This window comes from Limnothrix sp. PR1529, from assembly GCF_002742025.1.
Taxonomy (GTDB): Bacteria; Cyanobacteriota; Cyanobacteriia; order CACIAM-69d; family CACIAM-69d; genus CACIAM-69d.
Genome location: NZ_LIRO01000106.1, coordinates 1 through 13518, shown reverse-complemented (window position 1 = coordinate 13518; position 13518 = coordinate 1). Strand labels below are relative to the sequence as shown.

Here is a 13518-nt window from a genome sequence, read left to right as displayed (position 1 = left end):
CTTGTCTGTGTTGATCTGGGGGCGTACAGGGTTGTGATTGCCAGACGCTACCAAGGATTGCCGATGACGGTGAACGCCGCCCAGTAGTAGGGGTGCGATAGCAGTTCCTGGCCGGTGGCAGCAATATCCGGCGGCAGAAACACCGTGCCACCCCGGGCCCCGGAGCCGCGTAGCTCATTGCCCTCAATTCGCACCTGGCCGCGCAGGAGCGCCAATTGGGCTTGGCGCAGGGCTTCCGACTTGGTGGGGGCCTGGCGCAACTGGCGATAAAACTCGTTCATCAGGGCTAGGGTTCCCCGATCACTCACATACCAAAGACTGGCGATCGAGGCCTTGACTCCGGACGCGATCGCCATGCCCGCAAAGCCCAACTCCGCTTCCCGATCGCCCACGGCGGTTCGACAAGCACTAAGCACCAACAATTCCACCGGCTTGCTGATCCAGTCGATCGCCTGGATTTGCGCCAAGCTCAATCGCTCTTGCCAAAACTGAATAAACGACGCTTCGGGGCGACCGGCTTTGAATTCCGCATGGGTCGCCAAATGTACGATGCCGTAGTCGCTGCGTTGGCGTTCCCGTTGCAGCGCACCCAAGGTGAACTGGTTGTTCAAGAAATAACGACCGGGCCACAGACCGGGCCGATCGCCATTGCCCACGATCGCTTCCAGTTCGATCGGCACACCGGGCAAGGGACTGAGGTTGGTGGTGTCTTCAAATTGCGAAGCACCCATGGCCAGCACCCGCGATCGCTGGAGGTTGCCCGCTTGAGGATCAAAGAGGCTGAAGCCGGGAATTCGAGCGATCGCGTATTTTTCAATCAAAAAGCGCTGGCCATCGTGCAGGGCTGCCAAGGGAGCCGATCGCAACCCCTCGCCGGGGCAAAAAATCAGCAGCTCAATCCCTTCCGCCTGGAGTTGTGACTCGATCGGGGCAATCAACCAATTGTGCAAGCGTCGGGCATAGGGTAAATAGCTGACCCCGTTCCGCTGCACCGGGTTGGTGATGGCAACGGTCAGCAGCTTCACCGCTTCGTTGATGGCCGCTTGGGACGTGCCGGGAATGATTTCAATTCTGGGTTCGCTGCGGCCGGTGACCAACACCAATTCCACATCATTGTCCCGGGGCATCATGTACAGCAGCGCCGATCGCTTGCCGGTGCGCCGTTCCATTTCCCGCAACTGTTCCGAGACAATCGCCGCCGAAATGCGTCGGGCGGGTAAGTCGCGGTTGAATTGGCGTTCGTATTCCCCCTCCCACAACGCTTCGATTTTGTTGACCACGTTGGCGGGGGTGACGGGTTCGCTGGGCTGGCTGGCCCAACCCGGCGGCGCGATCGTGCTGCCCACCATTACGGCTGCCAGGCTCGCCGTCAACTGTCGAATCATGCGATCGCCCATGGGTAGTGAAAACGCTGTTCCTATTCAAACAAGGCAACAGGGCGATCGTCAGGGCAACCTCAAGACGATCGCTGTTGCGGGTCGATCGCATCCCGCAGCCCATCCCCGATGAAATTGGCGCTTAAAACCGTCATAAAAATCGCCAGCCCCGGAAAAATCGCCATATGCGGCGCGGTTTCCAAAAAATTCTGGGCATCGTAGAGCATTCGCCCCCAAGTGGGCACATCGGGCGGAAAGCCCAGCCCCAAAAAATTCAGGGTCGATTCCGTCAAAATGGCCGTGCCCACCGCCAAGGAAGCCGCAACAATGGCCGGGCCGATCGCGTTGGGCAAAATATGCCGCCAAATTAACCAGCCCGATCGGGCCCCCAAGGCATAGGCCGCCAACACGAAATTGCGTTCTCGCAGGGTCAGGAAATTAGCCCGAATTAACCGCGCCACGCTCATCCAGTTCAGCCCGCCGATCGCCCCAATCACCAGCAGAAAAATCCCCAATTCTGGCCCCGCGATCGCCCGCAACGGTTCCCGAAAGAGATAAATCAGCAGCAACAATAGGGGCAACTGAGGCAAGGCCAAAAACAAATCCGTGAGCCGCATCAACAGCCCATCCACCCAGCCGCCATAGAACCCCGCCACCGCCCCGATCGTTGTGCCCAAGGTGACCGCCACCAGCATTGAAGCAATGCCCACCGTGAGGGACACCCGCCCACCGGACAGCACCCGCGCCAACAAATCCTGCCCCCGATCGTTCGTGCCCAACCAATGGGCCAGGCTGGGGCCTTGGTAGGCGCGGCCATAGTCCAAGTCCGTGGGCGAAAGGGGATAGAGCCACGGGCCCACCAGGGCCGCCAGCCCGATCGCCCCCAGGCAAATTAGCCCAAACAGGGCCAACCGATCGCGACAAAATCGCCGCCAAGCCGCCCCCCACAGACTTTCCGAGTGATTCATTGACCTGGTTTGTAATTTTGTCTAATTTTGTCTAGTTCTGGCTTGTTCTGTCCTGCCCTATCGTGTTCTATAGCAACCGCACGATAGACCGCACCATTTTTGCCTTATCCCATGACTGACTTTTCCGAGCCACCCAATCCCCAACATCTCGCCACCTTGATTCGTGGCACCAGTCTGTATTTAGTCGGGCTAATGGGGTCAGGAAAAAGCAGCACCGGCCGCCAGTTAGCTGCCGCCCTGGATTATCGCTTTTTTGACACAGATCAGTTGATTGAGCAGGCTGCTGGCCAGTCGATCGCCCAAATTTTTGCCACCGAAGGCGAGGCGGCCTTTCGCCAACTGGAAACCCAAGTGTTGTCGCAACTGTCCGCCTATAAGCGATTGGTGGTGGCCACCGGAGGCGGCATTGTCACCCAACAGGAAAATTGGGGTTATTTACGCCATGGATTGGTGATTTGGTTGGATCCCACCCTGGAGACGATCGTGAACCGCTTGCAGTCGGATCCAGCCGAAATTGCCCAGCGGCCCCTGTTGCAGTCGCCCGACCCGGTGGCGGCCTTGGCGGAGTTGCGCGATCGTCGATCGGCCCAATATGCCCAAGCGGACTTGCAAGTGGCGATCGGGCCGGAGCAGTCCCCCGCCCAGGTGGTGGATCAAATTCTGGTGGGTATTCGCGGAGTCTTGCGGCCGGAGGTGACTGGCTCCACCGAAAATTAATCAAGCCAGTTAATCAAGCCAGTCAATCAAGCCAGTTAATCAAGCCAGTTAATCAATCAAGTCAATCAATCACGGTTGATTACCCCCCAGAGGCCGTCATTGTGACCCAATCTCGTCGTCAGTTTGTTCAAAATCTAGTGGCCGGTGGTTTGCTGGCCACGGGGGCGGCGACCTGGCTGCAACGGGCCGATCGCACCTGGGCCCAAAGTCCTCCCAATTTGGAGCCAGCCCCTCCGCCCGATCGGGGTGATTTGCGGATCATTGCCATCAGCGATCTGAACAATGGCTATGGCGAAACGGATTACCGCGCGGAGGTTCATCAGGCGATCGCCCTGATTCAGCGCTGGCAGCCGGATTTGGTGATTTGTGGCGGGGACATGGTGGCGGGCCAAAAGCTGGGCCTCACCCGATCGCAGTTCCAAGCCATGTGGGCCGGGTTCGATCGCACCATCTATCAACCGCTGTGCCAAGGGGGGATTCCCTTTGCGTTCACCTTGGGCAATCACGACGCTTCAAACATCACCTTGCCCGATCGAACTTTTAAATATGCACTCGATCGAAACGAAGCCGCAGCCTATTGGCGAAGACAGCGATCAACCATGAATTGGGACTGGGTGGATGATGCCTGGTTCCCTTTTTTTTATGCATTTCGGATGGGAAATGCCCTAATTGTCTCCTGGGATGCTTCGGGGCCCGTCATTAGTACGGAACAATTATTACGGGCCGAACAGTTGTTTACCTCAGAAGTCGGCCGAGCAGCCCAGGTACGATTGCTGTTGGGTCATATGCCACTCCATGCGGTTACTCCCCAACGCAACCAGCCGGGAAATGTATTGCGAGACACGGCTCCAGTGCAATCGCTCTTGGAACGGGCCCAAGTCACTGCCTACATCACGGGCCATCACCATGCTTACTTTCCGGCGCGTATGGGTATGGTCGATCTATTACACCTGGGATGTTTGGGAGGCGGTGCGCGATCGTGGCTGGGCACCTCTAGCACTCCAATCCGCACTTTGACCGTCATTGATGCACGGTTTGGATCTCCCAATTTGCGGTATAGCAGTTATCAACTCAATCCTTTCCGCTCCCTGCGTGATGATCAGCTACCTCGGGAAATTGTTGGGTTTAACGGTCGGTTGGTGCGGCGCGATCAACTACTGTCCAAAAATCATGCTTTGAAGGTCAAAATTTAAATAGAGAACACTTAAAGTTGGGCGCGAAAAATTGAACGCTAATCCCAAACGCCAATCGATTTTTCGCCAATTCTGCAAAGTGTTGGTTGGGTTATTCCCGATCGACCATTGGGTAGACGATCGATGAGCGATGGCTGACTAGCACTCAAAAACGACGGCCCGGGATTGCCAAAACTAGGGCTGATGTCGCTGATAAGTAGGGGCAGGCATGACTCAAGGACGAAATGGTTGGGGTGTAGTGCGCAGTCAACGAAATCACCGATCGAGCTGCCGAATCCGGCGGCCGGGGGGTAAAAGTCGTCCGCCACGATCGGTTCTCCCGTTAGGGTTGGCTGTGGCCTTGGTGATCTGCTTGGGTTGCATTGAGGGGGTGGGGCGATCGGCCATGGCGCGATCGCCCCAAGATTTGGGAACCGGCCCAACGCCCACAACCCCTTGGCCCGAAGAATTGCCGCATCGCAGCCCCTACACGGAATTGTGGGGCCCCCTGGGCCTAACGGGTTTGTCCCTGGTGCTGTGGGTGAGCGATCGCCTCTTGCGCCATCGCCTGCTGAAGGTTCTGGATCCCAGCCTGATGGCGGCGGATTCCTTGGGGGCGGTTCCTGGGCCGCTGGGCCGGTGGCGCTGGCTCTGGCCTCGGGTTCGATCGCCCCAATTTCCCCGATCGCTCCGATTGCCCCGTTTTCTGGCCCATGCCAACCCTGAGGCGTTGGGGGATGGGGTGGTGCAGGGGGGCAACCGTTCCATGGGGCCCATGGGGGGTGCAGCCAGTGCAGAATCTTGCCCTTCCACCGTTGCGGCGGCTGCGTCTTCGTCCTTAGCCGAAGCCCAATCCCCGGCCTATGCCGACTTGTGGAACCGGGTTGTGGCCGTGACCAGTGCGGCGGCCGATTTTGACTCCGCTTTGGAAGAAGCGTTGCAAGTGTTGGGCCAAGAAACCGGCTGGGTGGCGGGCGAAGCTTGGGTTCCCAGCCTGGATGGTGCGTCGCTGGTTTGCAGCCCCGCTTGGTTCTGTGCGATCGAGGGGGTGAACTTGTTTCGGCAGGCGAGCTTGGACTTGACCCTAAAGCTGGGTTGCCAGCCACCGGGACGAGTCTGGCAAACCAAACGCCCGGAATGGATCAGCAACTACGAGATGGAGTCGATCGACCATTGCAGCCGCAGCCAAATGGCCCTGGGGGTGGGCTTGCGATCGAGCGTGGTGTTGCCCATTTTGACCGGCGATCACGTGTTGGCAGTGCTGACTTTGTTTGCCACCAGCCCCCGAGAGCGGGACTTAACCTTGCTGAATCGGTTGGCGATCGTCACCGCCCAACTGGGGCCCATTTTGCAGCACAAACAGGCCGAAGCCCGCTACCGCAACCTGTTTGAACGGGCGATCGAGGGGATTTTTCAGGTGGCCCCCGATGGTCGCTATCTCCATGCCAATCCCGCCTTTGCGGCCATTTTGGGTTACGAGTCTCCCGCAGCGGCCCTGCGGGCCCTGAATGCCACCGATCGCCGCCTCTACGTGCGCCCGGCCGATGAAGTGCGTTTCCTGGAACTGTTGGAACAAAGTCAGGATGCTTGCAACTTTGAATGTCAGGTCTATTGCCAAGACGGCCAACGCATTTGGGTGGATCAACGGGCCCAGGCCGTGCGCGATCGCAACGGACGATTGCTCTATTACGAAGGATGCCTGCTAGACATCACCTCCCGCAAATGGGTGGAAGCCCAATTGCAATACAACTCCTCCCATGATGTGCTGACGGGCCTGTGGAACCGGGCTTGGTTTTTGGAGCGGTTGGTGGAGGCCGTGTCTCGGGGGCGGCGCGATCCGCAGTTTCGCTTTGTGCTGCTGTTTTTGGATATTGACGGCTTCAAACGGATTAACAACAGCCTGGGCTATTGGGTGGGCGATCGGCTGCTGATGATGCTGGCGGGCCGTTTGGAAAAGGCCATTTCCCCCGATTATGTGCTGGCTCGCACGGGGGGGGATGAGTTTGTGGTGTTGGTGGAGTCCGCCGCCACCTCCGACGAGGGGCAATTGGCCGCCGCCAAGGCCGCCGCCCACCGCCTTCAGGATGTGTTTCGCGATCCCTTTGTGGTGGATGGGCGCGATGTGTTTTTGCAAGCAAGCATGGGCATTGTTTGCCGCCCCGATTCCCACGGAGATTCGCGCCCCGACCAGCCCTATCGGATTTTGCGCGATGCGGATGCGGCTTTGCATCGGGCCAAACAACAGCGCAATGGCAGTTTTGTGATTTTTGATGCGGCCCTGCAATCGGACACGGAACAGCTCTTGCAACTGGAAACGGATTTGCGCTGGGCGATCGAGCGGCGGGAATTTTGTTTGCATTACCAACCGATCGTTTCCCTCGACTCTCGATCGATTGTGGGGTTTGAAAGCCTGATTCGTTGGCAACACCCGCGCCACGGGTTAATGATGCCCGCTTCTTTCATTGGGTTGGCGGAGGATCGCGGGGCGATCGTCCCGATCGGGAATTGGGTGTTGCAGTCCGCTTGCAAGCAAATTGCAATCTGGAAAACCCAAATGCCCGAAGTGTTTCCCATTTGGGTGAATGTCAACCTTTCGGCCCGGCAACTGGTTCCCGAGTTGGCTGACCTGATTGAAGTGCTGATGGATGCCTACGACCTGGAAGGCTACGAACTGCGCCTAGAGATCACCGAAACCTCCTTGGCGCTGGATCCCAACGCCAGCCGCGCCTGTCTCGATCGACTGCGGGAACGGCGGATTAAAATTTGCCTCGATGACTTTGGCACGGGCTACTGCTCCCTCAACTATTTGCGGGAATTCCCGATCGACTCGATCAAAATCGAGCGATCGTTCATTCAAGCCATGCTCGAAAATCAACGCGACGCGGCGATCGTCCGTGCCGTCATCGGTTTAGCCAACGATTTGGGCCTCAGTGTCATTGCCGAGGGCATTGAAACCCAACCCCAAATTGATCACCTGCAAGACTTGGGCTGCGGCTTTGGCCAGGGCTATTTATTCTCCAGAGCCGTGCCCGCCGAGGAAGCTGGTCAGTTTCTCAATGCCGGATTGCCACCGGCCATTCGTTCCTTGCCCCGTTCCCAGTCGGCTCGCCATCCCCTCTGCTAAGTTGCTGATTACTCCCCATGGTCGCGATCGGGTCTGATCGATGCCCGATCGAATGGCAATATCAAAACCTCGATCGGGAATTGGCTCAAGAACGCGCAATCAAGATCGGACAAGGCCGCCACAGCTCAAGGCAGCAAAATTGAGTGCAGAAAAGATTGTTACTGTCATTTGTTTAAATATTGGTTAAACGCATATTATCAACAGATCAAATTTCAATAAAAATCCCCTTAGCTCATTTCCTAAAAATATTCCCGAAAAAGATCATGAAGATCTCTTGAACCGATGATTCAATAATGAACTTGCTGTCACGGCAAAGCCTTGCCCTGACAACGCCAGGCTGATTGAAATCAGATGCTTTGACAAGATTTTATGGTAGATCTATTCTGTCTTTCCTGCTGTAAGATGCTAGCCTTGAAAAGGATAGAAGTCGGGAACGTTTACCTGCGACCAAGTAATCTTAAGACCCCGATTCCAAGCGATCGATTCATCAAACCGAGTCAATTGACCGAGGCCACTGACCAAGGCGATTGGTTGATCAACACTGGATTCCCTTGGGGTTGTATGGCTATCTAAGGCGATGTCAATCGAGCGTGCCAGCCTGATTCATTCTTTCCCATGACATCTCGGTTCTGATATCGGCCCCAGGCTCCGAGTGCAACGCTCTGAACCTGTTGGCGGCTCGCCCGTCCCTCTGCACCCTCATTTCCTATGCTTGCCACTTCCACTTCAACCATGGCTGCTCCGGCTGTGCTGCCCAATCTTGCTGCCTCGCTGAATTTGGAGTCCACGCTCAATGACCTGTGCCTATCCTGCTTTGCCATGGATTTGTCACAGCCGGGGATTGAGCTGGCCCAAGCCTTGGAGGCGGATCCCCTGCTGCCAGGGGCCGTATTGCTCGATCGAGGAGCCTTTGCAGGGCTGCTGTCGCGGCGGCGTTTTTTTAAGCACCTGAGCCGACAATACGGCCCGGAGTTGTTCTTACATCGGCCCCTGCGCGTAATGTATCAATACGCCCATGTGCCGCTGTTGGTGTTGTCGGGCAGCACGCTCGTGGTGCAGGCGGGGCGGGCGGCCCTGGAGCGATCGCCCGATTTGCTCTATGAACCGTTGGCAGTGGAATCCCAGGAAGGCTGCTATTGCCTGCTGGATATTCACCAGTTGCTGGTGGCTCAATCCCAAATTCACGAGCTAGCCATGCAGCGAATTCAAGAGCAAACCCGCGCTCAGGTGATTCAAGCGGAGAAAATGGCCAGCCTGGGGCGGATGGTGGCGGGCATTTCCCATGAAATTAAAAATCCGGTGAATTTCATTTCGGGCAATGTGGTTTATCTGACCCAATACACCCGAGATTTGATTGAGCTGGTGACGGCCTATGAAGCCCTGTTGCCGGAAATTCCCGAGACCTTGCAACAGTTGCGATCGACCATGGAGTTTGACTTCCTGCGGGAGGATTTGCCCAAACTGATCGACAGCATGGCGATCGGGGCAGACAAACTGAAAAAAACCGTTGCCGGTCTCCAAAGTTTCTCCCATGTGGGATCAGAAACCTTCAAAGCTGCCGACCTGCACGATTGCATCGAGAGCACTCTGATTGTGCTCAACAACCGCCTGCGGGAAGGGGTGGAAGTGATCCGCACCTATGGCGAATTGCCCCTGGTGGCTTGCCAGTCGGGACACCTGAGCCAAGTGTTTATGAACCTGCTGGCCAATGCGGTGGATGCGCTGCTGGAGGTGCAAAACCAAATTCCGCCACTGGAGCGACAACGCTGGCAGCCGACCATCATGATCCGCACCCAATGCGTGGATGAGTTACCGGCGGATTTGGCCGCGATCGAGCCGGCCTCGATCGCGGCGGTGGAACCCCGCACCATGGATGTGACGGGCTGGGTGATGGTGGAAATTGCCGACAATGGCCCCGGCATTCCCGAAGCCATTCAGACCAAAATCTTTGAGACCTTTTTCACCACCAAACCGATCGGGAAAGGAACGGGCCTGGGTTTGGCCATCACCCACGAAATCATTGCGCGCCATGGGGGCCACCTCCGCCTGCGATCGCCCCGTTGGCCAGAAACCTATCCCGATCGCCCCTTTGATTTACCCGGCACCAGTTTTGAAGTGTGGTTGCCCCTCACCGCCGATCTCTAAGATCGCCCGATCGCCAACCCGGGCCCAGCGCCAGCCGTCCATGGGCGATCGCGAGCCAAAACTAGGGCGGGCCAAAGCTAGAGCGAGCCAAACTGAAGTTGCCCCAAGCTCACGGGAGTCGGCGGCGGGATGACTCGATCAATACGCCGTTGCCAGTCTGCCGCATCCGGCAGCGTCAACACCACCTGAGCATATTGATGGCCCGTCAGCTTCAACGTCAGAAACGCTCCACCGTCATGAGTGGCATACCAAAACTCCCGGCCGCGCCTTGTGTAGTAGGTTCCTGCTTTGATCACACCCGGCAGAAATGTACCCGGCGCACGCAGTTCTCGCCAGTCGCTGGGCGGTGCTCCTAACTGCACGGCTTGAATTTGCGCGATCGGGACTTCCAAATAAAGGGGCCAATGAAAAGCCCACAGCTTTTCCCAACCCTCCAAGTCAATTCTGAGGGAATCGCCCATCAGGCTTAAATGCATGGGTTTTGCTCCTTGTGCTCGGCGCAGAGTGGCCCATGGAGCACAACTGGAATCATCTCCATTCTGGCGCGGCCAACGCTGATTGGGAGCAACCGCCCAGCCACGCTGCGAACAGGCAGCCGAACCCCTCCCCAGCGATCGAAAGCCAACACCCGATCGCCTGGGATAGCCAGCCCATTGATTACCAACGCCCATGCACGCCATTAGTTCACGCCGTCTCCCCGTTTACAGTGGTTAGGGGGTTATTTGCCGCCCTTCTGCCTGGGATCTCTCAAGACTTCAACCGATCCCGACAGATCCCCACAGATCCCCATAGATCCCGATCGCCCAACATCTGGTCAAATTCACGACCTACCCCCGGTCGCACTTCGCCTTAAAATCTGCTAAAGCTTAAGCCAAGCTTTACGCCGATCCGGCCAGAGCGATCCCACGAACGATCGCCTCAGCCTTATTAATTGCGCTCTAGGACAATTGCTATGACCCTTGGCTATGTCGCCCTCGTCCTGCACGCTCACCTGCCCTTCGTCCGGCACCCCGAAAGCGACTACGTTCTAGAGGAAGAGTGGCTCTACGAAGCCATCACCGAAACCTACGTCCCCCTGTTACGCGCCTTTGAAGGACTCGAGCGCGATGGCGTAGATTTCAAAATCACCATGAGCATGACCCCGCCCCTGGTGTCCATGCTCCGCGACCCCCTCTTGCAAGACCGCTACGATCAGCACCTCGCTCAGTTGCAAGAACTCGTCGAAAAAGAATACGTCCACAACGAATTCAACGGACACCTGCGCTACCTGGCCGAGCACTACATCAAAGAATTCCAGGAAGTACGGGAACTGTGGGAACGGTATGATCGCGACCTCGTAACCGCCTTCAAGAAATTCCAAGACTCCGGCAACATCGACATCATCACCTGCGGCGCAACCCACGGCTACCTGCCCCTGATGAAGATGTATCCCCAGGCCGTGTGGGCCCAACTGAAAGTTGCCGTTGACCACTACGAAGAAAACTTTGGCCGCGCTCCCAAGGGCATTTGGCTGCCCGAATGCGCCTACTACGAAGGCCTTGAACGGATGGTGGCCGATGCCGGCCTGCGCTACTTCCTCACCGACGGCCACGGGATCTTGTACGCGCGGCCCCGCCCTCGCTTCGGAACCTACGCCCCCATCTTCACCGAAGCAGGGGTGGCCGCCTTTGGGCGCGACCACGAATCCTCCCAACAGGTTTGGTCTTCGGAAGTGGGCTACCCTGGCGCGGCCGAGTACCGCGAATTCTACAAAGACATCGGCTGGGAAGCGGACTACGACTACATCAAGCCCTACATCATGCCCAACGGCCAGCGGAAGAATGTGGGCATCAAATACCACAAAATCACCAGTCGCACGGCGGGCCTGTCCGATAAGGCGCTCTACGATCCCTATTGGGCCCGGGAAAAGGCGGCGGAACATGCCACCAACTTCATGTTCAACCGGGGCCAACAGGTGGCCTATCTGAATGGCTTGATGCAGCGCCCCCCGATCGTCGTGTCGCCCTACGATGCGGAGCTGTTTGGCCACTGGTGGTACGAAGGCCCTTGGTTCCTAGATTTCCTGTTCCGGAAAGCTTGGTTTGACCAGAACACGTTCCAGATGACCCACCTGTCGGACTATTTGCAAAAGCAACCGACCCAGCAGGTCTGTCGCCCGTCCCAATCGAGCTGGGGCTATAAGGGCTTCCATGAATATTGGCTGAACGATACGAATGCTTGGATCTATCCGCACCTACACAAGGGCGCGGAACGGATGATCGAACTGTCGAAGCTGGAGCCGGCCGACGAGCTGGAATGGCGGGCCCTGAACCAGGCGGCGCGGGAGTTGCTGTTGGCGCAGTCGTCTGACTGGGCGTTCATTATGCGGACGGGGACGATGGTTCCCTACGCGGTGCGCCGGACGCGATCGCACATGATGCGGTTCACGAAGCTCTACGACGATATCCGCGCGGGCAAGGTGGATTCGGGCTGGCTGCAAAAGGTGGAGGCGATCGACAACATCTTCCCCAACGTCAATTACCGCGTCTATCGCCCGTTGTAATTTCCCCTGCGTTAATGGGGCGATCGCGTAGGGTGAGTGGGAGAATGCTTGCGGGGTAACGATTTGGCTGGTTTGGCTCCCACGCACCGTCGATCGCCCCTCGGGATCACGAGTTTGCCCGCGTCAATGGTAGTAGCGGTGCGTAGGGCAACGGTTCGCAGGTTCCCGAGATGGGGTTTGTGCCCTACGCACCGCTACGGGGTTTCGGGTGGGGTGTTGAGTAGTTGCAGGATGAGAGAAGTTCAGCCGAGGATTATTCTGCCCAGTTTTGAATGGCAAGGTAGGGAACGCGGCTAAATTCTCGGACATTATTGGTCACGATCGTCAGGCTCAAGCTGAGGGCGTGGGCCGCGATGAGTAAGTCCATGTTGCCGATCGATTGTCCCTGGCGTTCGAGGCTGTAGCGAAGTTTGCCATAGTTATGGCTGGCATTGCGATCGAAGGGGACGTTAAGGGCCACAAGAAGCGATCGAGGGCGGCCTGATTGCGATCGCGCTGTTGGCTTTTGGCAATGCCGTAGTCGAGTTCGGTAACGGTAATACTCGAAATGGCAATATCGCCGAGTTCGCAGGCGCGGAAGCGATCAATAACTTGGGGCGGTTTGTGTTTGATTAAGTAAATGCAAATGTTGGTGTCGAGGAGGAATTTCATGGAAACCATTCCTCGCGTTCTTGGGGCAAGTCTTGGGGGCGAGTTTCTGGCCAATCCTCGAAGCAATCTTCGGAAAAGAGTGTGAGGCTCTCAAACAAAATTTGCCAGGGATTGGCAGCGGGGAGCAAAATCAGGGCGCTGCCTAGGGGTTTGAGATAAACTGCTTCGCCGAGGAAGTCGATCGACTCGGGCAAAATGATTGTCCAGCCCTGATCTTGTTTAGTAATTTCGACTCGTTCCATCGAGAATTCCTTCGGTGATGGTGTTGGCGGTCATTAATCGTGGGCGCAGGACGTTTAGGATTGCGTTGTCTCAATGGTATCGCGGGTCTTGGGGTGGGTTAATCGCCCCTGGGGATACACGATCTGGTTTTCTCCGTATCGATGAAGAGATCGGGTAGGGGCGTACCGCTGTACGCCCTCCGCCAGGATTGATCGCCTGACACGAATCGGTTGGCGGAGATCTCGCGTATCGGAGGGCGCATGGCGATGTGGCCCCACAAGAATCGGTTTTCCCGCATGGGTAGGGGCGTACCGCTGTACGCCCTCCGCCAGGATTGATCGCTTGAGACGAATTGGTTGGCGGAAATCTCGCGTATCGGAGGGCGCATGGCGATGCGCCCCTACGGATTGGGTGGGGTGGTGAGTTGTTGCAGGATGGATTGGGTGAGGGGGTGGTCGGAGAGGTCGGCGGCGCGATCGGCTTCGATGACGGTTTGCACGAGGTGACGAAAATTGCTGAACCCAGCCTTGGTGTTGGGATGGTCTTGACCGAGTTTTTCAACCAAAATCGTCAAGCAGCGGAGGTAGAGGGGTTCCGCTGC

9 protein-coding genes and 2 pseudogenes are annotated in these 13518 nt (G+C 57.2%); 5 read left to right on the top strand and 6 right to left on the bottom strand.

Annotated elements, in window-relative coordinates:
- Positions 1 to 47: 47 nt before the first annotated feature.
- Both AMR42_RS14925 and AMR42_RS14920 read right to left on the bottom strand, forming a co-directional pair.
- Positions 48 to 1397 (bottom strand): CHAT domain-containing protein, encoded by a 1350-nt coding sequence (locus AMR42_RS14925; RefSeq protein WP_199858201.1) that lies wholly within the window; start codon positions 1395 to 1397, stop codon positions 48 to 50.
- 59 nt (positions 1398 to 1456) lie between these two features.
- Positions 1457 to 2344, bottom strand: a complete 888-nt coding sequence (locus AMR42_RS14920) for an ABC transporter permease (RefSeq protein WP_099534455.1) — start codon at positions 2342 to 2344, stop codon at positions 1457 to 1459.
- 111 nt (positions 2345 to 2455) lie between these two features.
- On the opposite strand from AMR42_RS14920, the gene AMR42_RS14915 reads away from it, so the two are divergent.
- From AMR42_RS14915 to AMR42_RS14900, 4 genes are all read left to right on the top strand, one after another.
- On the top strand, positions 2456 to 3061 hold the full coding sequence (locus AMR42_RS14915) for a shikimate kinase (RefSeq protein WP_099534454.1): 606 nt from the start codon (positions 2456 to 2458) through the stop codon (positions 3059 to 3061).
- A gap of 101 nt (positions 3062 to 3162) precedes the next feature.
- Positions 3163 to 4254: a metallophosphoesterase gene (locus AMR42_RS14910; protein WP_158234499.1), complete on the top strand. Its 1092-nt coding sequence runs from the start codon at positions 3163 to 3165 to the stop codon at positions 4252 to 4254.
- Between the two features lie 334 nt (positions 4255 to 4588).
- Positions 4589 to 7357, top strand: a complete 2769-nt coding sequence (locus tag AMR42_RS14905; protein ID WP_158234498.1) for an EAL domain-containing protein — start codon at positions 4589 to 4591, stop codon at positions 7355 to 7357.
- Between the two features lie 708 nt (positions 7358 to 8065).
- Positions 8066 to 9502, top strand: a complete 1437-nt coding sequence (locus AMR42_RS14900; protein ID WP_199858200.1) for a sensor histidine kinase — start codon at positions 8066 to 8068, stop codon at positions 9500 to 9502.
- Positions 9503 to 9579: 77 nt separating this feature from the next.
- On the opposite strand, the gene AMR42_RS14895 is transcribed toward AMR42_RS14900, so the two are convergent.
- Positions 9580 to 9978 (bottom strand): hypothetical protein, encoded by a 399-nt coding sequence (locus tag AMR42_RS14895; RefSeq protein ID WP_199858199.1) that lies wholly within the window; start codon positions 9976 to 9978, stop codon positions 9580 to 9582.
- A gap of 476 nt (positions 9979 to 10454) precedes the next feature.
- On the opposite strand from AMR42_RS14895, the gene AMR42_RS14890 reads away from it, so the two are divergent.
- On the top strand, positions 10455 to 12044 hold the full coding sequence (locus tag AMR42_RS14890) for a glycoside hydrolase family 57 protein (RefSeq protein ID WP_099534451.1): 1590 nt from the start codon (positions 10455 to 10457) through the stop codon (positions 12042 to 12044).
- Positions 12045 to 12297: 253 nt separating this feature from the next.
- On the opposite strand, the pseudogene AMR42_RS21645 reads toward AMR42_RS14890, so the two are convergent.
- The 3 genes and pseudogenes from AMR42_RS21645 to AMR42_RS20615 all read right to left on the bottom strand — a co-directional run.
- Positions 12298 to 12695, bottom strand: a pseudogene (locus AMR42_RS21645) (type II toxin-antitoxin system VapC family toxin).
- Positions 12692 to 12937, bottom strand: coding sequence for an antitoxin (locus AMR42_RS14880; protein WP_099534450.1), 246 nt, complete (start codon positions 12935 to 12937; stop codon positions 12692 to 12694). The pseudogene AMR42_RS21645 and the gene AMR42_RS14880 overlap by 4 nt, the downstream one beginning before the upstream one ends.
- 380 nt (positions 12938 to 13317) lie before the next feature.
- Positions 13318 to 13518: pseudogene (locus AMR42_RS20615) on the bottom strand (hypothetical protein); the annotation flags it as partial.